Raw genomic sequence first — 20,086 nt, forward strand, 5'->3', positions numbered from 1 at the left:
CCTAGTCCGTCCCGTCCTGCCCGAAGGCCATGAAGGCGTCGGTCAGGGCGTCCACGTCGCCGGTGTAGTTCGTGGCAAGCAGGGCGAACGGGCCGTTATGGGCGGGGGCGATGATGCTGCCGCTGTTGAAAAGGTTGATCGTGCCGTCGTTCTCGAGGCTCTCGTAGGCGACGTACTCGTCGCTGTCCTTGTCCAGGTTGTTCAGATCCCACCAGTAGAACTCGGCGCCGTTCATGGACACGGCGTCCGAGCAGAGCCCGCTCGAGGCCAGCTTGGTCTGGTCGCCGCTGATCAGGCCCTTCTGCTCGAGGTATGCCAGCAGGTCGTCCATCGTCTTGTCCCACACGGCCGAGTTCTGATCATCGCCGGCAGCCGCCTCGCCCTCCCCGGAGGCGTTCGCCTCGCCTGAACCCTCGGTCTCGCCCGAGCTTTCGGCCTTGCCCTCGCTCGTGTCCTCGGGCGCGCCCTGCTCCGAGCTCGTCTGGGTCGCGGACGGGTCCGTGAAGTCCGGCATGGAGATCACGTAGGCCACCACACCGCCAAAGCATAGCACCAGCAGGATGGAAACGACGACCGTAAAGCGCTTCATGACCGTGCCCCCTTCTCGTACGATGTGATTCCCTGCTTCTCGAGGTAAGCTCGATAGGTTGGGCTGGTTCGTGCGAGCTCCGCGTTGGTGCCCGCGGCCTCGAGCGTGCCGTGGTCCAGAACCACGACGTAGTCGGCCGCCATCACCGTGCGCATGTCATGGGTCACCACGACGATGGTGTGGCCACCGAGCCCCCGGCAGACGGCGTCGAGGATGGTCGCGTCGCTTCGACGGTCGAGGTTGGCGCCTGCCTCGTCCATCAGCAGGCAGGCGGGGTCCGTGTACAGCGCCCGCGCGATGGCGACGCGCTGGCGCTGGCCTCCGGAGAGCAGGGTGCCCTCGGCGCCGACCTGCGTGTCGTAGCCTTGCGGGAGCTGGCGGATGAAGTCATCGGCGTCGGCCAGGCGGGCGGCCCGCTCGACGCGCGCCTGGTCGGGCTCGCCCTCGGCGCCGTAGGCGATGTTGTCCCGCACGGTGCCGGAGATGAGCGGATTGTCCTGCAGGATGTAGCCGAACTGCCGACGCAGGTCGTGCGGCCTGACCTCGTCGGTCGTCTGGCCGCCCAGCCAGATGTGGCCGCCGTCCGGGGCGTAGATGCCCTGCAGCAGCTTGAGCAGCGTTGACTTGCCCGAGCCGTTGCCGCCGATGACGGCGGTCATCTTGCCGGCGGGGACGGTGAAGGACAGGTCGCGCAGCACCGGCTGGTCGGGCACGTAGGCGAAGGACACGTTCTCCAGCCGAATCTCCGGCGCGGCGTCACCCGACGGCAGGACGTCGCCTGCGTCCGGCTCCTCCTCGGGGCCGTCCAGCAGCACGCCCACGTACTGCAGCGCGCCCTGGGTGCCCTTGAGGGTCTGGTAGTGGGTCAGCACCTCGGCCGTGTACATGTCCACCCGGTCCTTGTACGTCGAGAAGTCGTTGATGCCGGTCTCGGGCATCTGGCCGCGGCGGATGAGGTCGGAGCCGCACACGGCGGTGACGACCGTCCCGACGTTGACGTACAGCGAGTTGGAGAGCATCTGCAGGGCGCTCATGAAGGCGTAGTAGACGTCGGCCTTGTACCGCGCGTCGATGGCCCTGATGCCCTCCTCGACCTCGAGGTCCTCCATCGCCTGCGCCTTGATGTGCTTGGCGGCGGAGATGTGCTCCGAGAAGAACGTGGTCATCTTGTTGAGGCTGGCGTAGCGGCGCTTCATGATCTGGTACTGCAGGTAACCCACCAGGGCGAACATCACCACGGCGAGCGGCAGGAGCATCAGCATGTACACCGAGAGCGTGCCGTTGAAGCTGTACATCTCCCAGCAGCACCTAAAGAAGCTGTAGAGCGACACGACGGCACTGAACACCATCTGCACGACGGGGCCAACCTGGGTCACGTCGTTGGTGACGCCCGAGATGAGCGTCGAGGGTTGGCGACGCTCCACCTCGCGCAGGGGCAGCCGCAAGATCTTGTGCCACAGCAGCTGGCGGACGCGAAGCGTCACCTTGGCGCTGCCGTAGCCGCTCGCCACGTTGACCACCATGGACAGCAGCGCGTTGAGCACGGTGGCAATGGCGAAGCCGACGATCACCGCGTTGTAGAGCTCGCCCTTGTTGATGCGGATCGTGTACTCGGAGATGGCGAGGACCACCTCGGTGTTGGCGAACCCGATGACCATCGAGAGCAGGAACAGCCACCAGGGAATGGGAAAGCGGGTGAAGAAGGACAGGTACGCCTTGAACGAGAACTTCGGCTTCTTCGCGGCGTCCTCGCCCGGACGCGCGTCGGGCTGTGCGCTAGGGATGCTCATCGTGATACCTCGCTTCCCGACTCCATCATCTCGCGGCAGAAGGCGCTCTCTCTCAGCACGTCGTCGCGCTCGCCGAAGGCAGTCACCCGGCCGCCCTCCAGCACGACGACGAACTCGGCGTTGCGCAGCGTCTGCGCGTCGTGGGCCACGTACACCACGGTCTTGCCCGCCATCAGCTCGTGAACGCTCTTCCACACGCGGTCCTTGCCGTCAATGTCGAGGGCGGCGGTCGCCTCGTCGAGCAGCAGGCAGTCGGGACGCTGTAGCAGGGCGCGCGCGACCGAGAGGCGCTGCCGCTGGCCGCCGGACAGGCTGCCGCCCGACTCGCCCACCGGCGCGTCGTAGCCGCCGGGCTGCTCGCGCACAAAGTCCAGCATGCCCACCGCCTCCATGGCGCGGTCCAGCTCCTCGTCGTCGGGGGTACGGTCGAGCCCGTAGAGGAGGTTCTGGCGGATGGTGCCGGCATAGAGCACGCATTCCTGGGTCACGTAGCCTACGGACCTGCGCAGGCCGCGCAGCGCGAGCTCGGATATGTCGCGCCCGTCGATGGTGATGGAGCCCGCATCCAGCGGGTACAGCCGGTCGATCAGGTTGAGCAGCGTCGACTTGCCGCTGCCGGACGGCCCCACGACGGCCGTGATCTTACCGGCCGGGATGTCGACTGAGAGCCCCTCGAAGAGCGGCTCGCTTCCGTCATAGGCAAAGGCAACGTCGCGCAGCGCGATGCCGCCGACGAGATGCGCCACGTCCGTGCCCTTCTCCAGCTGCTCCTCCGGCTCCTCCATGATCTGCGAGACGCGGTCCAGGGCGCCCTGGGCGCCCTTGAACTCGGACCAGTTGCTGCAGTAGGTGCTCAGGATGTTCGTGAGCTGGACCGCGAAGCCGTAGTAGGCGATCCACTGGGCGAGGTCGAGGGCGCCGGCCCCGTAGAAGGCACGGCCAGCCAGGATGATAACGACGCTCTGCAGCGACGTCGCGATGGCGTAGACCGGCAGCGACAGACCGCGAACCCAGAGGTCCGTCACCTCCGCGTCGTAGGAGGCCTTCATACGCGCCTCGCCCTCGGCTGCCTCCTTCTCCTCGGTCCCCATGGACTTGATGAGCAGCATGTTGTTGGTCCGCTCGGCGATGGAGGCCGTGAGCTGGGCGGTCCGCCGGTTGATGAGGTCCGCGACGCCGAAGCGCAGCCGGCCGATGACGAAGGCCAGAATCACGTTCACGGGCAGCACGACGACGAGCGACAGCATCAGCCTACCGTTGTAGCTGGATATGCGCCCCAGGATCAGGGAGGTCGAGTAGGCCGTCGTGAAGATGGGCAGGACCACCAGCATGATCAGCGAGCTGATGCTGGTCACGTCGGTGGTGATACGGCTGAGTAGCTCCTTGGGGTTGTTGGCGTCGTAGAAGCTCAGCGGCAGGTGCACCGCCTTGCGCCACACCATCCGCCGCAGGTTGCGGTCGATGCGCGCCTGGCACAGGTCACGCACGAGGCCCGAGACCGAGCCGATCACCAGCGCCAGCACCGTGTAGAACAGGTAGGGCAGCACGACGGTCCAGAGCCCCACGTTGCCGGCGAACAGCGCGGCACTGTACTCGGTCGTGCTGACGCCCACGTTGGCGATGACGGCCGACACCACCAGATACCCCACGATCCAGAGATACGGGAGCCGCGCCTTGCCCAGCATCGAGAAGAAGCGCCTGAAGCTGCCGTATCGCGTCCGAAACAGCGCGTCTTGGTCCATGTGATCTCCCTTCCGCCTCCCGAGCTCTGCTCAGAGAAGCAAGGGACCTGTCAGCTTCGAGCGCGCGACGTCTCTCAACAGCCTGGAAGCGCCACGGAACCAAGACGGGATGGGTCCCCATGTCTGGAGGCGCCGGGTCTGGCTGCGCGATACGGGCTAAATCGCCCGTATGCGGCCCTCCTCAGACGCCTGGAGCGGATGATTTGCCGGTTGTACCACGGTTTTCTCGGGCACAGTAGACGGTGTTGTCGATTCTGTCCCGACGCGCGTCCATTCTGCCGCTTTCGCGTCGGCCCCGCGGTGCATTGAGACGCCTCGACGGCGGGAAGGCCGCGTGCTACACCTTCTCGCCGAACTCCAGGTAGGTGATCTGCTCGAGGTCGCGGTAGCCCGCGGGCAGCGCCTCCTCGTCGCCGAGGTCGAACCACGTGCCGCTCGCGTCGCGCACGCCCATGAGGCTCATCGCCGACGCGTCGCCGTAGGCCACGACCTGTGCCTTCTGCAGGTCGGTGAGCGGCGCACCCAGGGCGTGCAGCGCGAGGGCGACCACGTTGGAGGCGCTCGCCCGCACCTGCTCGGACACCTGGTCGCTGCCGGCCACGTCGTAGTTGGCCCACAGCAGGTAGGTCGTCTCGTAGATGCGGCGGGTGTGGTCGGGCTCGGCCTCGCCCGCAAACACCGCGTCGTTCACCCACTGGCCGACGTAGGACTGGTGGTCGCCCAGGAAGAGCACCGCCACCGGGCGGTCCAGGCCCCGCAGCGCGGCCATGAACTCCTCGAGCGCGCGGTCGCTCTCCTCGACGCAGGCCAGGTACTTGGGGAGCTGCGCGTTCGAGTCGTCGTCGAACCCCGCGACGGCGTAGCGCGGCACCCCCCGAGGTTGTTCTGGTTGTAGGCGGAGTGGTTCTGCATCGTGAGGTCGTAGATCAGCTGCGGGCCGGCGTCGGCCTGCAGCAGCTCGAGGATGCGGGAGAAGGTCGCCGCGTCCGAGACGCCGCTGTGGTACCACGGCGCGCCCTCGAAGTCGTCGATGTCGAGGAACTCCTGGAAGCCGAGGTCGGGATAGACGACGGAGCGGTTGTAGTTGGTCGCGAGGTTGGGGTGCATGGCGACCGTGGCGTAGCCCAGCGCGTCGAACTGGCGGGGCAGGCTGGGCGCCTCGGAGAGGTCGAAGAACGAGAAGGGGTAGACCCCCTGGCCCACGAGCCCCAGCGAGACCCCGCACAGGAGCTCGAACTCGGTGTTGCAGGTGCCGCCGCCGGCCGTGGAGACCGCGAGCGACCCGCGCATGACGGCGTCGCCGACGGAGTTGTAGCGCACGGGGCCCGCGTAGCCCCACGTCGCGCCCGAGAGCGCGCTGAGGTCCGAGAACGACTCGTCCACGATGACGACGAGCGCCGGCTGCGTCTCGGCGAACTGCTGCTCGGCGGCCACGCGGGCGGGGTCCGCGCCCGGGCCCTCGTCGTAGGCGGTGGCGTAGCGGGCGGCGAGCTCGCGGGCGCCCTTCTCGGTGTAGCCCTTGGGCGGCCGCATCGCCATGCTCTGCGCGAGCTTGACGAACGACGGGACGAAGCCGTTGGCGTGGCAGTCGTCGAGCGGGCTCCAGGCGTTGACGTTGACCCCGAGGTCGTCGGCGTAGCTCGGGACCACGACCGCCGCGGCGAGCAGAGCCGCGCAGCCGACGCCAGCGCCGCGACGCGGAAGAGAGGCGGGGATGCAGCGCTAGGAGCATGCAGAGAGAGAGTGATTGGAGCGAGGGATGAGAGTAAAGATCTACCGAGGGGGCTGCGATGTGGAGACCCACGAGATACCCCCGCTCGTCGGGAGAACGATTACGCGAGACGGGATCGAGGTCGGGACCGAGAGACTGGACTGTGGCAGCGAGTCCGAGGCCGAGGCCGACGACGTCGCCGACATCATCGAGCGGTTCACATTTTCGCCCGAGAAGGGCGGTGTGCTCAGGCGGCTGGTGCGAAAGTGGGAGCGATCTGATGAGGGCTGGCGGCATGTGGACCGCGTGGCGAACGGAACGTTCGACATGGTGATCATTGCCCCCGAGGAGACTGAGGCGATCACCCGCATCGACGTCGACGACGTCCAGGCGTGGCCCGAGGAGGACACCGGGGGCGGGCGTCTCGGCGATGGAGCTGGCGCGCCAGCTCGGCGTCTCGGAGCGCACGGCCGGCTACGTCGTGCTGCGCCTGCGCGGCGCCATGGCAAGATCGGAGTCCGTTCAAGCGGCTTGACGGGACCGTCGAGGTGGACGAGATGTGCCTCGGCGCCACCGTCCCGGGCAGGGTCGGGCGCGGCTGCGAGAAGGCGCCCCTGCTCGTCGCTGCCGAGGCCGCGGGGCCCGGCGGCCCCGGGCGCTGCTCGGCGAGGGTCGCCTCGGACGTGACGGCGGGCAGCTACCGCGAGTTCTGCCGCCTCCACGTGGGCGTGCTCGCGCGCGTGCGCTTCGACGGCTTCCTGCCGATCGGCTGCGCGCTCGCCTCGTGGCCGCGCGCCGAGGCGGGGCGCACGCCGTCAGGCGGCTCGCCCGGGACGTGGCTGCGCCTCGCCCACAAGGTGATATCGAACCTGCGCGCCTACGTCCAGGGGACCTACCACGGTCTGTCGGCAACGAGGCTGCAGGGGGCGGTGGACGAGTTCTGCTGGAGGTACTCCCACCGCGCCCCGGGAGGGCCCGGCATCGCCTCGGAGCTGCTGGGCGACGCGGTCCGGGGCCACACGCCGCGCGCCGAGCTCCTCTCCTCGACGTTCGCGGCCCAGGGGCCGGGCGGGAGGATCAGGAACGCGAGGAGGGAGAAGAGGGAGAACGAGGAGTGGGTGGCGAGGGCGACGGCGAAGGCGATCGGGGAGAGGGCGGCCGACTATGCCTCTCGTTAGGGGCCACAACCCGGCTTTTCGGTGCACTTGATGCGGGTGTGGCTTCCTTCTCGGTGCACTCCGCAGGTGCACTCCCCGGGTGCACCCGCCTGCCAGTGCACCTAGCGTCAACGGGGCTGTTTCTAGTGCACTTAGCGCTGTTCCGGCGTACTTCTCAGTGCACTTAGTGCGGCATCCCGGCCTCTCGGTGCACCTGACACGGGCGTGGCTTCCTTCTCGGCGCACTCCGCAGGTGCACTCCTCAAGTGCACTCACCCGTCAGTGCACTTGACGTCAAAACCCGGCTTTTCGGTGCACTTGACGCAGATTTGGCGCCTCTCGCGGTGCACTTGACGGGTGCACTTAGCAATCGGGCCCAGTGCGCGCGCTTGGCGGGTGCACCTGGCGGGTACACCTAACGCCCGCGAGCACGAGCGCCGGGTGCCCGGACGCCCAAGCACCCGTGCGCCAGCCCATCCCGAACCGCCCCCTACGCCCCCAGCGTCAGTAACCCGGCGCAGGGCGACATGCGCTCGAAGGTGAGGCCCGGCAGGGCGTCCCTGAGCTCGTCGTAGACGAAGTAGACCTCGTCCGAGTCCCAGCGCTCCCCCGCCTCGGCGCGGCACGCCTCCAGCTCGGCGCGCGTCGCAAACGCGACGTCGCCCACGTAGAGCCGGCCGCCCTCGGCAAGAAGCCCGACGAGCTGGCGAAGAAGCGCGACCTTCCCCGCGTCATCCAGGTGGTGCAGCGAGTAGGTGGCCACGATCGCGTCATAGCGCCGCCGACGAATCTCATCTGCGACTCCGCCCGAGAAGTCGCCCTGGAAGAGGTGCGCGCCGGGCATGCGCCCCTGGGCGAGCTCCACCATGCGACCCGAGAAGTCCTCGCCCCAGACCTCGCACCCGGCGTCGTAGAGGCGCGCGGTCAGCGTGCCCGTGCCAAAGCCCACGTCGAGCACCCTCCGCGCGCCCGCGGCCAGCACGCGCCGCTCGATGGTGCCCAGTACGCGCTCGTAGCCCGCAAACGGGTATGAGCCCTCCTCGTCCGATTGCTCCACGCTCGCGTCATAGCCGTCCGCCCACGCGTCGAAGTCCTTCTCGCCCAGCACGCGCCCTCCTCGGTCCTGTCCTCCTTGGGAGAAGGATAGCCCAACGGGGCGCCGACCCGCATGCCTCATGTCGGAGACGCGTCGCACGAATCATCTGCCTGTGCTCCGGTAAATAAATATTCGTATCTCCTGAAAAACAGCAGGTCGCGAGCTCCCGGGAGCTTCGACGACGGCCATCATCACCCTTTTGCAAGGGTAATGAACCCGCTGGGGGCGTCGACCGAAAGCTAACAAACCGCCCGAAGGCCCCGCCAGCAGAGTCGCCCCAACGCAGCCCGCCCCGTCCGTGACGCTCGCGTAGAAAGGCGCGCGCCCCGGCGCCGCGGCTGGTAGAGCACCAACCCGTCGGGACGAATCGCGTAACGGGAGACACCATGGGCAAGACGCCGGAGGCCGGCACAACGAAGCGCCCGTACTTTGGGTACGGCTCCAACCTTGACAGGGACGGCATGGTCGGGCGCTGCCCGGACGCCGAGTACCTGGGCGTGGCGCGCCTGGAGGGATGGACGTTCTGGATGGACTCCAACGGCTACGCCACCATCGAGCCTGACGGCGGCTCCGTCGAGGGCACCCTCTGGCTCATTAGCGAGAAGGACGTGGCGCTGCTCGACGACTACGAGGGCATCGACCGCGGGCTCTACGAGAAGCGCGAGGTCGACGTCGTGCGCGAGGGAACGGGCGAGGCCGTCCGCGCGCTCGTCTACGTCTCGCTCAGGCCGCCGCTCACGATGGAGACCTTCCGCCGGGAGTACCTGGAGGACATCCGCGATGCCGCGGTGGAGCTCGGGCTGAACGAGGCCACGCAGGCGAGAATCGCGCAGGTGCGCGTCACCGAGGACCGCTAGCTCGCGCTCCCTCGGGGCTACTTCTTCGCGGCCTTCTCCCCCGCCGCGACGCCCTTCTCCCCCGCGGCCTTCTTCGCGGCGGCCGCCGCCTTGCCGGCGGCGATGCGCGCCTCCACGTCGGAGCCGCCCTTGCCACCGTGCGCGCCCTTCGCGCCCGTGCCGCCGGAGACCGTGACCTTCTTCTTGCCCGGCTTGACCGTGACGCCACCGCGCGCCGCGGAGCGCCTGCCGCCGCCGGGCCCGGAGCCCGCGCCGCCCACGAAGCCCCGCACGCGCTTCCACGCGCGCCGCACGCGGCGGTTGATGGACTCGCCGCTCGTGGAGCGCATGCCCATGCACGGCGCCGCGATGAGCACCGGCAGCAGGTACTCCACCGCACGCCAGATCACGAAGCCGGCCGAGAGGTGTACGCCGTACATCCGCCCGAAGAGGTAGGCAAAGCCCACCTCGGCGCCGCCCGTACCGCCCGGCAGCGGCACCGCGTTGATGAGCAGCTCGAGCATCGAGCCGGAGGCCAGGCACACCAGGAAGTCCGCGTCCCCGCCGAAGGAGCGCAGCACGAACCACGGCAGCGCGTACATGCAGCCCAGCTGCAGCAGCGTCACGAGCATCGTGGCCACCATCTCGCGCACGTTGGCAGCCGAGCGCTTGAACGCGGCGGAGAACATCGCCACCTGCGTGTTGACGACCTCGTAGTACTGCTCGTACTTCTCGTCCTTGAGCCACTTGCGACGGTTGGCAAAGCGCAGCGCCCAGTTGCCGACGGCCACCACCGGCCGGGGGAACAGGCACAGGAAGAGCATGCCGCCCACCTGCACCACCTTGAAGCCAAAGAGGAAGGCGCCGATCAGCGTGACGTCGCCGAAGGTCTGGTAGAAGTAGCCGCCGCAGAAGACGAGCATGATGGCCGCGAAGACACCCTCGCCGGCCTCGTAGAGCACCGTGCGCGTGAAGTTGAGCGCACTCGCCTCGCCCACCGAGAGCCCGGCGCGCGTGAGGCGGTAGATCTGCGCGGGCGGGGCGCCGGCGCTGTTGGGCGTGAGGCGCATGAAGAAGACGCCCGAGGCCTCCACACTCATGAGGTCGCGGATGCCCACGGGGTTGTCGGGGTCGGCGGCCACGGAGAGCACGTAGGCCAGCACGCCGAAGACGTAGTAGAACAGAAAGCACACCACGCCCGCGACGACCCAGGCCGTGTCCACGCCGGCAAGCGACGTCACGAACTCGTCCACCTGGCCGGTGAGGACCAGGTAGAGCGCATAGGCGATCACCACGAAGCCCAGGAACACGAGCGTCTTGCGCACCTGGCCCAGCGACTTCTTGTCCGCGGCGCGGTCCTCGGCGTTGACGGTGCGCACCGCGGAGACCTTCAGGGCGACCTTCTTGCCGGCCGCCTTGGCGCCCGCCGCCGGCGTGGCCGGCCTCGCCTTCTTGGGGCTCTCCTGCTCTGCTGCCACCCGCACGCTCCCGACGTCCAGAAAACTACCCAGTCAGACTAGTGTAGCGCGCCGGCGAGAAGGACGCCTGCCGGAGGGCGGCGAGCGGCGGTGCCCACCGAGTCTCTACGCCCCGGAAGCCGGCCGCGCCGACGCGCCGGCCCCGGGCCGCCCGCGCCTACTCCTCCGCGCACCAGCCGCGCCCCACGTCGACCCAGCCACGCGCCCGCGAGAAGCGCTCGAGCTCGTCCAAGGTGAGCTCGATGGCGGAGTTGGAGCTGCCGGCGGCGGGCCAGACGGTCTCGAAGCGCCGCAGGCTCTCGTCGAGCCACACCTCCACGCCGTCGTTGACGCCGAAGGGACACACGCCACCCACCGCGTGCCCCACGAGCTCCGCGGCCTGGTCGGCTGAGAGCATCTTGGCCTTGGTGTGGAAGGTGGCCTTGAACGCGGCGTTGTTGACGCGCGCGTCCCCAGCAAGGACCACCAGCGTGGGCGTGTCCCCCACCATGAAGCTCAGCGTCTTGGCGATGCGCGCCGGCTCGGTGCCCACGGCACGAGCGGCAAGCTCCACCGTGGCGCTCGACTGGTCGAACTCCCGGATGCGCCCCTCGGCGCCAAACTGCGCGAGGTACGCGCGGACCCGCTCTATCGACATGCTTCCTCCCCCGTGTCAGGCCCGGGGGCGCCCGTGCGTCCCCCGGCCATGTGTCTCCCTAGGCCGCACCGAGCGACCCCGGGCCTCCCCCTCTGCGCCCCCGCTGCACGATGCCGCCGCCGAGGCAGCAGAGCCCGTCGTAGACCACGGCAGACTGCCCGGGAGCCACGGTGCGCACCGGTTCGTCGAAGCGCAGCGTGGCCGTCCCGTCCGGCCCCACGGCGAGAAGGACCTCGCGCAGCTCGCCGGTGTGGCGCGTCCGCACGAGGTAGCGCCCCTCCGCGGGCGGCTCGCCTGAGACCCAGCGCGTGTCGGCGAGCGCGAGCTCGCGCGTGAAGAGCGCCGGGCTGTCATGGTCGGCCGTGACGTAGACGACGTTCTTCTCGACGTCGGTGGAAACCACGTAGCGCGCCGGGCCGCCCCCGAGGTCGAGCCCCTTGCGCTGGCCCACGGTGAAGAGGAAGGCGCCGTCGTGGCGGCCGAGCACCCGGCCGCTCTCCCACTCCACGATGTCGCCGGCGCGCCGCTCCAGCGCGTCGAGCAGGAAGGTGCGGATGCCCACCGGACCCACGAAGCAGATGCCGTCGGAGTCCGGCTTGTTCTCCACGCCCAGGCCGCGCTCGGCGCACATGCGGCGCACCTCGGCCTTGCTCGCGATGTCCCCCACCGGCAGGAGCGCGCGGGAGAGCGCCTCCTCGCCCACGCGCCACAGGAAGTAGGTCTGGTCCTTGTGCTCGTCCCGCGCGCGCAGCAGGCGCACGCGGCCGTCCTGGCCGCGCTCCACACGCCCGTAGTGGCCCGTGGCCACGAAGTCCGCCCCGCGCTCCAGGGCGCGCTCGGCGAACGTGCCGAACTTGATCGTCTGGTTGCACATGACGTCGGGGTTGGGGGTGTAGCCGTGGGCGTAGGCGTCCACGAGGTAGTCCACCACCGTGGATCGGTACTCCTCCTCGAAGTCCCAGACCTCGAGCTCCACGCCCAACGTCACGGCCACGCGCTCGGCATCGGCGAGCTCGTCGGCCCAGGGGCAGCGAAAGCCCGGCAGGTCGCGCGACCAGTTGCGCATGTAGACGGCCGTGACATCGTAGCCGGCCTCCACCAAAAGCGCGCAGGCCAGCGCCGAGTCCACGCCGCCGGAGAGGCCGCAGAAGACGCGCGCGCCGCCGCTCATCGCACGGCCCCCTGGCCCGCCCACTGGGCGCGCAGCGCGCGCACCCGCGCCCCCTGGCCCGCGTCGTCCAGGCCCAGGCGGGCCATCTCGGCGCGCACGCAGCGCACGATGGCCGCGGCGGCAAAGTCCACGTCCGCCTCCGTCGTCGGGCGCCCCAGCGTGAGGCGCAGGCTCCCCTCGGCGAGCGGCCGGGGCATGCCGATGGCGTCGAGCACGTGGGAGACGCGCATGCGGCTTGCCGCGCAGGCCGAGCCCGTGCCCACGCTCACCCCCATGCGCTCCAGCGCGATCACGAGCCGACGTGCCTCGATCCCCGCAAAGGCGACGCTCAGCAGGCCCGGCAGACAGCGCTTGGGGTTGGAGGGCCCGGACGCCACCGTCCACGGCAGCTCGGCGAGAAGCGCGCGGCGCAGCCGCTCGCGCAGGGCGGCAAGGCGGCGCACCTCGTCCGCGCGGCGCTCGCACGCGAGCTCGAACGCGCGCGCAAACCCCACGACGCCCGCCACGTTCTCCGTCCCGGAGCGCACGCCGCCCTCCTGGCCGCCGCCGTAGACGAGCGGGCGCAGCCGCACGTCGTCGGAGGCGTAGAGGGCGCCCACCTGCTTGGGCCCGTAGAGCTTGGCGGCCGAGAGCGTCATCAGGTCGACCCCGAGCGAGCTCACGTTCACCGAGAGCGCGCCGGCCGCCTGGGAGGCGTCCGTGTGCAGGTAGAGGGGGGTCCTCTCGCCCGCCTCAAGGCGCCGGGCGCGCTCTGCGGCCACCACGCGCGAGATCTCGCGCACCGGCTGCACGCAGCCCAGCTCCCCGTTTGCGAGCTCCACGGAGACGAGCTCGGTGTCCGGGCGGATGGCGCGCGCCACCGCCGCGGGGTCAACGATCCCGTCCGCGCCCACGCGCACCGTGCGGCGCGCGTGGGTGGAGGCGCAGGCGAGCACGCTCTCGTGCTCGATGGCGTCCACCACCACGTGGCCCTCCACGGCCGCGAAGGCGAGGTTGTTGGCCTCGGTGGCGCCGGCCGTGAAGACCACGTTGTCCGGGCGCGCCCCGATGAGGCGGGCCACGGTCCCGCGGGCACGCTCGACGTCGTCGCGCACCTCGCGAGCGCGCGCGTAGGGCGCCGAGGGGTTCCAGAACCGCTCCGTGAGGTAGGGCAGCATCACGGCGGCCACCTCGGGGTCGACCGGCGTGGCGGCCGCGTAGTCAAGGTAGACCTCGCGCACCGGGGCGCCGGCGCCGGGGGCGGCGGGGGTGCCACACGCAGCCCGCAGGTCCTTCTCGCCCTCCGGCCGCAGGTCCTTCTCGCCGGGCGTCACTGCATGCCTCCCGTGGCCTCGTCCTCGCTCATCGTGTTGCCGTTCTCGTCGAGGACCAGGTTGCCGTTCTCGTCCACGAGGTCGCGCTGGCCGCCGATCTTGAGGTTCTCAAAGCGGCCGGCGATGAACTCGTCGTTGTAGTTGGTGTCCACCCACTCCTCGAAGGCGTTGGACGGCGGCACCCCGGCGTCGCGCGCGGCCTTGCGGTTGAAGCACACGAGCGTCATGGCCACGTCCGCCACCAGGTAGACCGCCACGAGCGTCACGAAGATCGCCTGGCGGCGCGTGGTGGGCATCCCGATGGTGTAGAGCAGCCGCGGCATGACCAGCTTGCACCATGCGAGCCCCAGAAGGCCCCAGAACAGCAGGAAGCGCCAGGCCACCCACTGCGTGATGTGGTCGGGCAGATGCAGGTAGGTCCAGGACTCGGCGTCGAAGAAGGTGGACATGGACCAGCCGGCCAGCTGCTCGAGCAGCCCTCCCACCACGGCCGACACCAGGAAGACCTGCCAGGCCCTGGCGCCCTTGCGGCGCAGCAGGAAGCTCATGAGCGTCAGCAGCACCGCGCCGAGGCCGTAGAGCGGCGAGAAGGGCCCCCAGACCAGGCCCACGCGGCTCTCCGTGAGGCCGGCCGAGACGAGCATCCAGACCTCCTCGATGAGCAGCCCCGCCATGGAGCCCACGAAGAAGATGATCACGAGCTGGTACCAGGAGAGGTGCAGGTGGTCGAGGTACTCCTCCACCGCCTCGCCCGAGGCGCGCCAGCGGGCGAAGAGCCGTCCCAGGCCGCGCTCGCGCTCGGCACGGGCCAGCTCTCGCTCCAGGACGTCCTCGGACTCCTCCATCGCCGTCTCGGCGCGCTTGACGTCGTCCTGGTCAAGCTGGTCCCCGTGGGAGAGCCAGTCCCAGAAGAACATCACCACGCGCACGAAGCCCTGGACCACCAGGAAGAGGAAGACCACGAAGATGAGCGAGAGAAACATTCGCCAAAGCTCCTAGCAGACGACTCCCATGCGTCCGATCCCGAGGATAGCAAAAGGGGCCGGTCAGCTGACCGGCCCCAGAAGGCTCATGGAGCGGGCTACGGGGTTCGAACCCGCGACCTCCACCTTGGCAAGGTGGCGCGCTACCAACTGCGCTAAGCCCGCGACGCGAGAGGTAATACTACGGCAAGCCCCGACGGATTGCAAGCGGAAATTTTCGCGGGAGGTGATTTGGTGCGGGCGGGTGTGCCGGTTCGTCCCCCGTTTCGCCCGTCCTTCTCGGCCCTCCGGAGAGCTTGTGCGCTGGAGGTCGCTGCGTCTTAGCGCCCTGGTCCATCCGGTCGTTAAGAATTGCCGTGCCTTCGAACTGGGGCCGCGCCGGCCGTTAGGAAACGCCGTACGTTAGCGCGCCAGCGCCCCTCGTCCGTTAGAAATCGCCGCACCTTAGTGCGCCGGAACGCCCAACCGTTAGGAATCGCCGCACCTTAGTGCGTCGTGGGCAAAAGATGCGGCCGTTCCTAACCGAACGGGACCACGGCGACACAAGATGCGCCGGTTCCTAACGGCGGGGGCGGAACGCGTCATAGACGCCAACCTGGGAGCCATCCTGCGCCAGTCCATAACGGCGGGCGGAATGCTGAGGGGCAGAAGCTTCACAGGACGAGAAGGACCACGAGGACGAGGCGTCGCGGAACGAAATCACGGCGTGCCGAGAGCGGGGCGAGAAGAACCACGGGCCGGAACACCACAAGCCGAGAAGAACCCGCGACCGCAACCCGGCGCGCCCACAGTCCGCGCACGAAAAAGGGCGCCCATCAGGGCGCCCATCTGGTCTTGGAGGCGAAGCCCGGATTCGAACCGGGGGTCAGGGCTTTGCAGGCCCGTGCCTTACCACTTGGCCACTTCGCCGTATGAAAAAGGCCGAACGAGTCCGGCCTGGAGCTCACATGGAGCGGGCTACGGGGTTCGAACCCGCGACCTCCACCTTGGCAAGGTGGCGCGCTACCAACTGCGCTAAGCCCGCACGAGCAGGAATACTATACGGGCCGCGGCGCCCGCGCGCAAGCAGAATCTGACAGAAAGGTGAAGAACCTGTGAAGGCCCAGCTCTGCGGGGGCCGCAAGCTAGGCTGGAACGTCCTCCGCGCCTTCCCCCGCCGAGGCGTCCGCGTGGTCGAAGAGCTTGACGAGACGCACCACCGTGCCCTCGCCCGTGCTCTTGTGCGCGATGGTCACCGAGTCCGTGAGCAGCCGCATGAGCCGGATGCCGCGCCCGCGCTCGGCGCACGGCCCCGCCTCGGGGGGCTCCTCGTCGTCGGCGAGCTCGTAGCCGCATCCGCAGTCCGCCACGTCGATGGTCACCCGGTCCGGGTAGGCCGCCACCGTGGCGAGCACCCCTCCCCCGCAGGTGTGGTCCACCGCGTTGCCCAGCGCCTCGCCCGAGGCCAGCTTGAGGTCAAAGACCTCGTCCGGCGAGAAGGGCAGCGAGGAGAGCAGCCGCCCCATGCGGTCGCGCGCCTCGGAGAGCGCCGCGGCGTCCACGCGAAAGGTGGTGCGCCAGCGCGGCAGCACCGAGGGGTCGAGCGCGCTCACGGACCGGCGCGCGCCCGCGCGGACGACCGGCATGTAGTCGAGCACCCTCATGCGCCTGAGAGCCTGGTAGACCTGGGCGGAGACGTTGGTGAGCGAGAGCAGCCCGCCCATGCGGCGCATGCGCCTGAGCTCGGTGAGGATGAGCCCCATGCCGGCGGAGTCCACGTGCGTGGCCTCGGCCATGTTCACGAAGACGCGCCGGCAGCCGCCCGCCAGGAGGCGGTCAATCTGGCGTCGCACGGAGGGGACCGTCGTCACGTCGAGGTCCCCGTCCACCACCACGAAGGCTATGTTGACGGAGTCGGACATGCCGTTGTTATTCCCCAAAAGGGGCGCTGCCTAACCCTGCGCGCCGTCCTTCTCGCCAGGTGCGTCGTCCTTCTCGCCGGGCGCGCCGCCCTGCACGGCAGGCGCGCCGTCCCACTCGCCGAGCTCGTCGAAGCGCAGGGCCACCATGGCCACGTCGTCCTCAAGGTTGCGCCCCGTGAAGGCGTCGAGGGTGGCCAGCAGGCGCTCCACGAAGCCGTCGAAGGGCTTGTCGCCCTCGGACTCGCGCATCACCATGTCCCGCAGGCCCTCCTCGCCGAAGAAGGCGCCGGAGGGGTCGCGCGCCTCGGTGGTGCCATCGGTGTAGAGCAAAAGCACGTCGCCGGGCTCCAGGCTCACGAGACCGTCCTGGTAGTTGATGTCGTGGAAGGCGCCCACCACGCCCGACTGCACGTCCAGGATGGAGATCTCGTCGGCGCCGGGGCCGATAAGGATCGCGGGCGGGTGGCCGGCCGAGCAGTAGCGAATCGTGGCCGCCTCGAGGTCGACGATCCCCACGAAGAGCGTCGCGAAGGTCTCAAGGCGCGAGAAGCCCAGGAGGAACTCGTTGAGCGAGCGCACCATGCGCGCCGGGGAGAGCCCCTCCCACGCGTAGGCGCCGAGCGCGGTCTTGACGGCCGCGGAGACCGATGCCGCCTCCACGCCCTTGCCGGAGACGTCGCCCATGATGACGCAGGCGCGCCGGTCCGGCAGGCGGATGAGGTCGTAGAAGTCCCCGCCCACCGAGGCTGCCTTGGTGGCCGAGGAGTAGACCGCCTGGGCGGTGATGCCGTCGACGCGCTGGAGCTCGTTTCTCATGCCGGTCTGGAGGGCCTGGGAGATGCGCTTGTCCTGCTCGCGCGCCTCCTCGCCCCGGGCGATGTCGTGCACGTCGCCGGCGAGCACCTGGAGGAAGTCGAGCTCGATGTCGTCGAGCGGCTCGGCACCGTCCGGGCGCAGCACCATGAAGCAGCGCCGGTGCTCGGAGAGCTCGCCGAGGTCCACGAGGGCGCCCACGCAGGGCTCGCCGAGGCCCCGCAGCGCCGAGAAGAGCGGCGTGTCAGGCTGGATCGCTACCACGGCCACCCCGTCGCGGCGGCGGTCCCCCACGAGCTCGTCGACGCTCACCGGCAGCTCGCGCGCGCCCGTGAGCGGCAGCTCGGCCACCGCGAGGTGCTGGTGCTCGTTGGTATGCACGCGCACGAGGGCCGCCTCGAGCTCGTCGGCGGCCTCGGCGAACACCTCGTCGATGCTCTCGAGCGTGCCGGCGCCCTCGCGCGTGGCGGAGGTGAGCAGCTCCTCGCGGAGCTCGGTGGCAAGCGTGTCGAGCCGGCTCGCGCGCTGGGCGCGCAGCGTGGTGAAGGCGCCGGCGAGCTGCACGGAGAGGTAGTGGGCCACGGAGTCGAGCAGGCCCGCCTCCTCCTTGAGGATGGGGTGCACGCGCCGCCAGCCCACCTCGATGATCGCGATCACGTGCCCGCCGAACCACACCGGCACGGAGACGAAGCTCGTGAACGGCGGCAGCATGTCGGAGCGCATCTTGAGGACCTCGTGGGTGTCCTCGTTGACCACCTCGCGCGTGGTGAGGCGCCCCTGGCGCAGCGCGCCGCTCGAGGGAGCGCACACCCGCAGGCGCACGGCATGCCCCTCGCGGATGGCAAGGCGCTCCACGCTGCGCCCGGAGGGCATGAAGCGCGCGACCTTCTCGCCGGCAAGGCCGCTCGAGATGCCGCGCAGGTGAAAGCCGTCCGTCTCCGCAAGGTAGACGATCGTGCCGTCGGCCTCCATCGTGTCGGTGACCTCCTCGAGTACGCGCTCGAAGAGGGCAGAGACGTCCGTGGAGTCGAGCGTGTCCAGGACGATGTTGAGCGTGCCGGCAAGGCGGTGGTTTGCGCGGCGCAGGTCCTCGAGCACGCGGGCGCCCTCGCGGTCAACGAGCGCGTCGTCGCTGTAGTGGCGCGCCACGAGCAGGTAGGTCTCGCCGGGGGCCTGGACGGTCTCGCAGCGCACCCTCACGCGCACGGAGCGGCCTGACGCGCCGCGACAGGACACGAGCGAGGCCGTGCCGTCCACGGGAAACGGGAGCGCCCGAGCCTCGAAGGGACCGTGCGCCGCCGTCTCGTCGCCAGAGGCCGGAAACACCAGGCGGACGTCGGTGCCCACCAGGCCGCCCGGGGCGTCGAAGAGCTCGGACGCCTCGTCGTTTGCGAGGAGCACCCTGCCCGCCCCGTCAAAGACGAGCACCGCCTCGCAGGTGAGCTGCAGGAGGCGCGAGAGCGTCCCGACGAGGCTCCCCTCGCCGATGCCCTCGACGCGCCGCGTGGAAAGTCCCGCCTTCGCCATCTCTCCCCCGTCCGTACGTGCCCTACGCGCAGAAGCGTAGCACGACGAAGCCGTGCGGGGCCCTACTCCTCCTCGTCCGGCACGTAGAGCTCCGCGGCGTCCAGAAAGACGAGTCCGGTCTGGGCGAGCTTCACGGCGAGGGGCTCGCCGGAGACCTTGATGAGGTCGACCACACGGCTCCCGAGCGAGCAGCAGTAGGCGTACTCCACGTTGAGGTCGTAGGAGGCAAGGCGCTCGAGCAGCGCCCCGAAGGCGCCGGGGACGTTCTCCACCTCCACCGCGGCCAGCCTGCTCGTGATGGCGGCGTAGCCCCTCTCGGCAAGGCGGGCGCAGGCCGTGCGCGGCTGGTCGCAGATGATGCGGACGATGGAGAAGTCGCTCGTGTCGGCAACCATGAACGCGTGGATCTGGAGGCCCCACTCGCCGAGCAGGCGACACATCTGGGCAAGGCTGCCGGGACGGTTTGGCAGGCTGACGCTGAGCTGGTCAATCATGGCGCGCTCCTCTCCAAGATAGCCGTTGAGCGCATCATAGGACGCGGAGGCACCCGTCTTCAGCCACGAGCCCGCACGCGAAACCGTCCAGTGACGGTTCGTAACATAAAAGCGGGCCTCCCTAGGGAGGCCCGCGAACCCTCGTGGTGTCGGAGGCGGGACTTGAACCCGCACGACCTTTTAGTCAGTCACTAGCACCTCAAGCTAGCGCGTCTGCCAATTCCGCCACTCCGACTTGTCACTGCGCTTTCGCGCAAGGGATAGTATGCACCAGACCCCATCTCCGCGCAAGCCCCAATTTTGGATTTTTTCGCCGCGGGAGGGGCGCCGCACGAGGGAGGCGCGCCGCGGGAGGGACGCCCAAGGCGCGGACGGAAGCGCTGGCCGGCGGCGCGAGGTTCTTCTCGCCGGGTCTGCCGCACACTTGGCCGGGAGGGGCCAGGGGTGCTTGGCACAAAAAGAAGGAGGCCCCACCTGGGACCTCCCCCGAGTCAAGTCAATGCGCTTGCCGTGCGACGGGGCTAGCCGATCGTGCCCGTCGGGAAGGTGAGGGCCATCACGATGACGCAGACGATGAAAATCGTGGTGGTGATGACCGTGAGGCGGTTGAGGTTCTTCTCGAGCACGCCCGAGCCGGTGCCGGAGTTGTAGATCGACGAGGCAATCATGTCCGAGACGCCGGTGCCCTTGCCGGAGTGCATGAGGACGAGGGCGACCGTCAGCAGGCCGGACAGGACAAGAAGAACAACGAGGATGATGTTGAGGACGTTCACGTAACACTCCTTAGGGGGCAGATGCAGTCCAGTCTGCAATGGTAACACAAAGGGACCCGAGCACCTGCCCGGGTC

16 protein-coding genes, 4 tRNA genes and 1 pseudogene are annotated in these 20,086 nt (G+C 69.4%); 2 read left to right on the forward strand and 19 right to left on the reverse strand.

Going from position 1 to position 20,086, the window contains the following annotated elements; all coding sequences use genetic code 11:
* Position 1: 1 nt before the first annotated feature.
* The 5 genes and pseudogenes from H9X80_RS04740 to H9X80_RS09375 all read right to left on the reverse strand — a co-directional run.
* On the reverse strand, positions 2-589 hold the full coding sequence (locus tag H9X80_RS04740) for a hypothetical protein (RefSeq protein WP_204793196.1): 588 nt from the start codon (positions 587-589) through the stop codon (positions 2-4).
* Positions 586-2,379: an ABC transporter ATP-binding protein gene (locus H9X80_RS04745; protein ID WP_204793197.1), complete on the reverse strand. Its 1,794-nt coding sequence runs from the start codon at positions 2,377-2,379 to the stop codon at positions 586-588. The genes H9X80_RS04740 and H9X80_RS04745 overlap by 4 nt, the downstream gene beginning before the upstream one ends.
* A complete protein-coding gene (locus H9X80_RS04750; protein ID WP_204793198.1) occupies positions 2,376-4,121 on the reverse strand; it encodes an ABC transporter ATP-binding protein in 1,746 nt (581 codons plus the stop codon). The genes H9X80_RS04745 and H9X80_RS04750 overlap by 4 nt, the downstream gene beginning before the upstream one ends.
* A 337-nt stretch (positions 4,122-4,458) precedes the next feature.
* On the reverse strand, positions 4,459-5,130 hold the full coding sequence (locus H9X80_RS04755) for a sulfatase-like hydrolase/transferase (protein ID WP_342590868.1): 672 nt from the start codon (positions 5,128-5,130) through the stop codon (positions 4,459-4,461).
* Positions 5,019-5,660 (reverse strand): annotated as a pseudogene (locus H9X80_RS09375) (LTA synthase family protein); the annotation flags it as partial. The pseudogene H9X80_RS09375 and the gene H9X80_RS04755, both read right to left, overlap by 112 nt.
* 564 nt (positions 5,661-6,224) lie before the next feature.
* On the opposite strand from H9X80_RS09375, the gene H9X80_RS04765 reads away from it, so the two are divergent.
* Positions 6,225-7,010: a transposase gene (locus tag H9X80_RS04765; RefSeq protein ID WP_342590869.1), complete on the forward strand. Its 786-nt coding sequence runs from the start codon at positions 6,225-6,227 to the stop codon at positions 7,008-7,010.
* A gap of 469 nt (positions 7,011-7,479) precedes the next feature.
* Here the strand turns inward: H9X80_RS04765 and H9X80_RS04770 are convergent, their stop codons facing one another.
* A complete protein-coding gene (locus H9X80_RS04770; protein ID WP_204793201.1) occupies positions 7,480-8,097 on the reverse strand; it encodes a methyltransferase domain-containing protein in 618 nt (205 codons plus the stop codon).
* A gap of 374 nt (positions 8,098-8,471) precedes the next feature.
* On the opposite strand from H9X80_RS04770, the gene H9X80_RS04775 reads away from it, so the two are divergent.
* Entirely contained in the window at positions 8,472-8,942 is a 471-nt protein-coding gene (locus H9X80_RS04775) for a gamma-glutamylcyclotransferase family protein (protein ID WP_204793202.1), read from the forward strand.
* Between the two features lie 17 nt (positions 8,943-8,959).
* Here the strand turns inward: H9X80_RS04775 and H9X80_RS04780 are convergent, their stop codons facing one another.
* The 13 genes from H9X80_RS04780 to secG form a co-directional block, all read right to left on the reverse strand.
* Entirely contained in the window at positions 8,960-10,399 is a 1,440-nt protein-coding gene (locus tag H9X80_RS04780; RefSeq protein WP_204793203.1) for a flippase-like domain-containing protein, read from the reverse strand.
* A 157-nt stretch (positions 10,400-10,556) separates the two neighbouring features.
* Complete coding sequence (locus H9X80_RS04785; protein WP_204793204.1) at positions 10,557-11,036, reverse strand: YbaK/EbsC family protein; 480 nt, start codon at positions 11,034-11,036, stop codon at positions 10,557-10,559.
* Positions 11,037-11,094: 58 nt separating this feature from the next.
* The gene (gene mnmA, locus H9X80_RS04790) at positions 11,095-12,207 is read right to left on the reverse strand and encodes a tRNA 2-thiouridine(34) synthase MnmA (protein WP_204793205.1); all 1,113 of its coding nucleotides are present in this window, start codon (positions 12,205-12,207) and stop codon (positions 11,095-11,097) included.
* Positions 12,204-13,475, reverse strand: a complete 1,272-nt coding sequence (locus tag H9X80_RS04795; protein WP_428832969.1) for a cysteine desulfurase family protein — start codon at positions 13,473-13,475, stop codon at positions 12,204-12,206. Before H9X80_RS04795 ends, mnmA begins: the two co-directional genes overlap by 4 nt.
* 41 nt (positions 13,476-13,516) lie before the next feature.
* On the reverse strand, positions 13,517-14,503 hold the full coding sequence (locus H9X80_RS04800; protein ID WP_204793207.1) for a putative ABC transporter permease: 987 nt from the start codon (positions 14,501-14,503) through the stop codon (positions 13,517-13,519).
* 89 nt (positions 14,504-14,592) lie between these two features.
* A tRNA-Gly gene (locus H9X80_RS04805) sits at positions 14,593-14,668 on the reverse strand.
* 670 nt (positions 14,669-15,338) lie between these two features.
* A tRNA-Cys gene (locus H9X80_RS04810) sits at positions 15,339-15,412 on the reverse strand.
* Positions 15,413-15,451: 39 nt separating this feature from the next.
* Positions 15,452-15,527: transfer RNA gene (locus H9X80_RS04815), tRNA-Gly, on the reverse strand.
* Positions 15,528-15,627: 100 nt separating this feature from the next.
* On the reverse strand, positions 15,628-16,404 hold the full coding sequence (locus tag H9X80_RS04820) for an ATP-binding protein (protein ID WP_204793208.1): 777 nt from the start codon (positions 16,402-16,404) through the stop codon (positions 15,628-15,630).
* A gap of 30 nt (positions 16,405-16,434) precedes the next feature.
* Complete coding sequence (locus H9X80_RS04825; protein ID WP_204793209.1) at positions 16,435-18,744, reverse strand: GAF domain-containing SpoIIE family protein phosphatase; 2,310 nt, start codon at positions 18,742-18,744, stop codon at positions 16,435-16,437.
* A 62-nt stretch (positions 18,745-18,806) separates the two neighbouring features.
* Complete coding sequence (locus H9X80_RS04830) at positions 18,807-19,238, reverse strand: hypothetical protein (protein WP_204793210.1); 432 nt, start codon at positions 19,236-19,238, stop codon at positions 18,807-18,809.
* A gap of 144 nt (positions 19,239-19,382) precedes the next feature.
* Positions 19,383-19,473: transfer RNA gene (locus H9X80_RS04835), tRNA-Leu, on the reverse strand.
* 286 nt (positions 19,474-19,759) lie between these two features.
* The gene (gene secG / locus H9X80_RS04840; RefSeq protein WP_204793211.1) at positions 19,760-20,011 is read right to left on the reverse strand and encodes a preprotein translocase subunit SecG; all 252 of its coding nucleotides are present in this window, start codon (positions 20,009-20,011) and stop codon (positions 19,760-19,762) included.
* Positions 20,012-20,086 lie beyond the last annotated feature (75 nt).

Origin of the sequence: Olsenella profusa, assembly GCF_016900315.1 — a bacterium.
In the GTDB taxonomy this organism is placed as follows: Bacteria; Actinomycetota; Coriobacteriia; order Coriobacteriales; family Atopobiaceae; genus Thermophilibacter; species Thermophilibacter profusus_A.

Bases quoted from the DNA above. Each gene is read 5' to 3' on its own strand.
- H9X80_RS04740 (WP_204793196.1), bottom strand. From the start codon at position 589: ATGAAGCGCTTTACGGTCGTCGTTTCCATCCTGCTGGTGCTATGCTTT.
- H9X80_RS04745 (WP_204793197.1), bottom strand. From the start codon at position 2,379: ATGAGCATCCCTAGCGCACAGCCCGACGCGCGTCCGGGCGAGGACGCC.
- H9X80_RS04750 (WP_204793198.1), bottom strand. From the start codon at position 4,121: ATGGACCAAGACGCGCTGTTTCGGACGCGATACGGCAGCTTCAGGCGC.
- H9X80_RS04775 (WP_204793202.1), top strand. From the start codon at position 8,472: ATGGGCAAGACGCCGGAGGCCGGCACAACGAAGCGCCCGTACTTTGGG.
- H9X80_RS04785 (WP_204793204.1), bottom strand. From the start codon at position 11,036: ATGTCGATAGAGCGGGTCCGCGCGTACCTCGCGCAGTTTGGCGCCGAG.
- mnmA (WP_204793205.1), bottom strand. From the start codon at position 12,207: ATGAGCGGCGGCGCGCGCGTCTTCTGCGGCCTCTCCGGCGGCGTGGAC.
- H9X80_RS04800 (WP_204793207.1), bottom strand. From the start codon at position 14,503: ATGTTTCTCTCGCTCATCTTCGTGGTCTTCCTCTTCCTGGTGGTCCAG.
- H9X80_RS04820 (WP_204793208.1), bottom strand. From the start codon at position 16,404: ATGTCCGACTCCGTCAACATAGCCTTCGTGGTGGTGGACGGGGACCTC.
- H9X80_RS04825 (WP_204793209.1), bottom strand. From the start codon at position 18,744: ATGGCGAAGGCGGGACTTTCCACGCGGCGCGTCGAGGGCATCGGCGAG.
- H9X80_RS04830 (WP_204793210.1), bottom strand. From the start codon at position 19,238: ATGATTGACCAGCTCAGCGTCAGCCTGCCAAACCGTCCCGGCAGCCTT.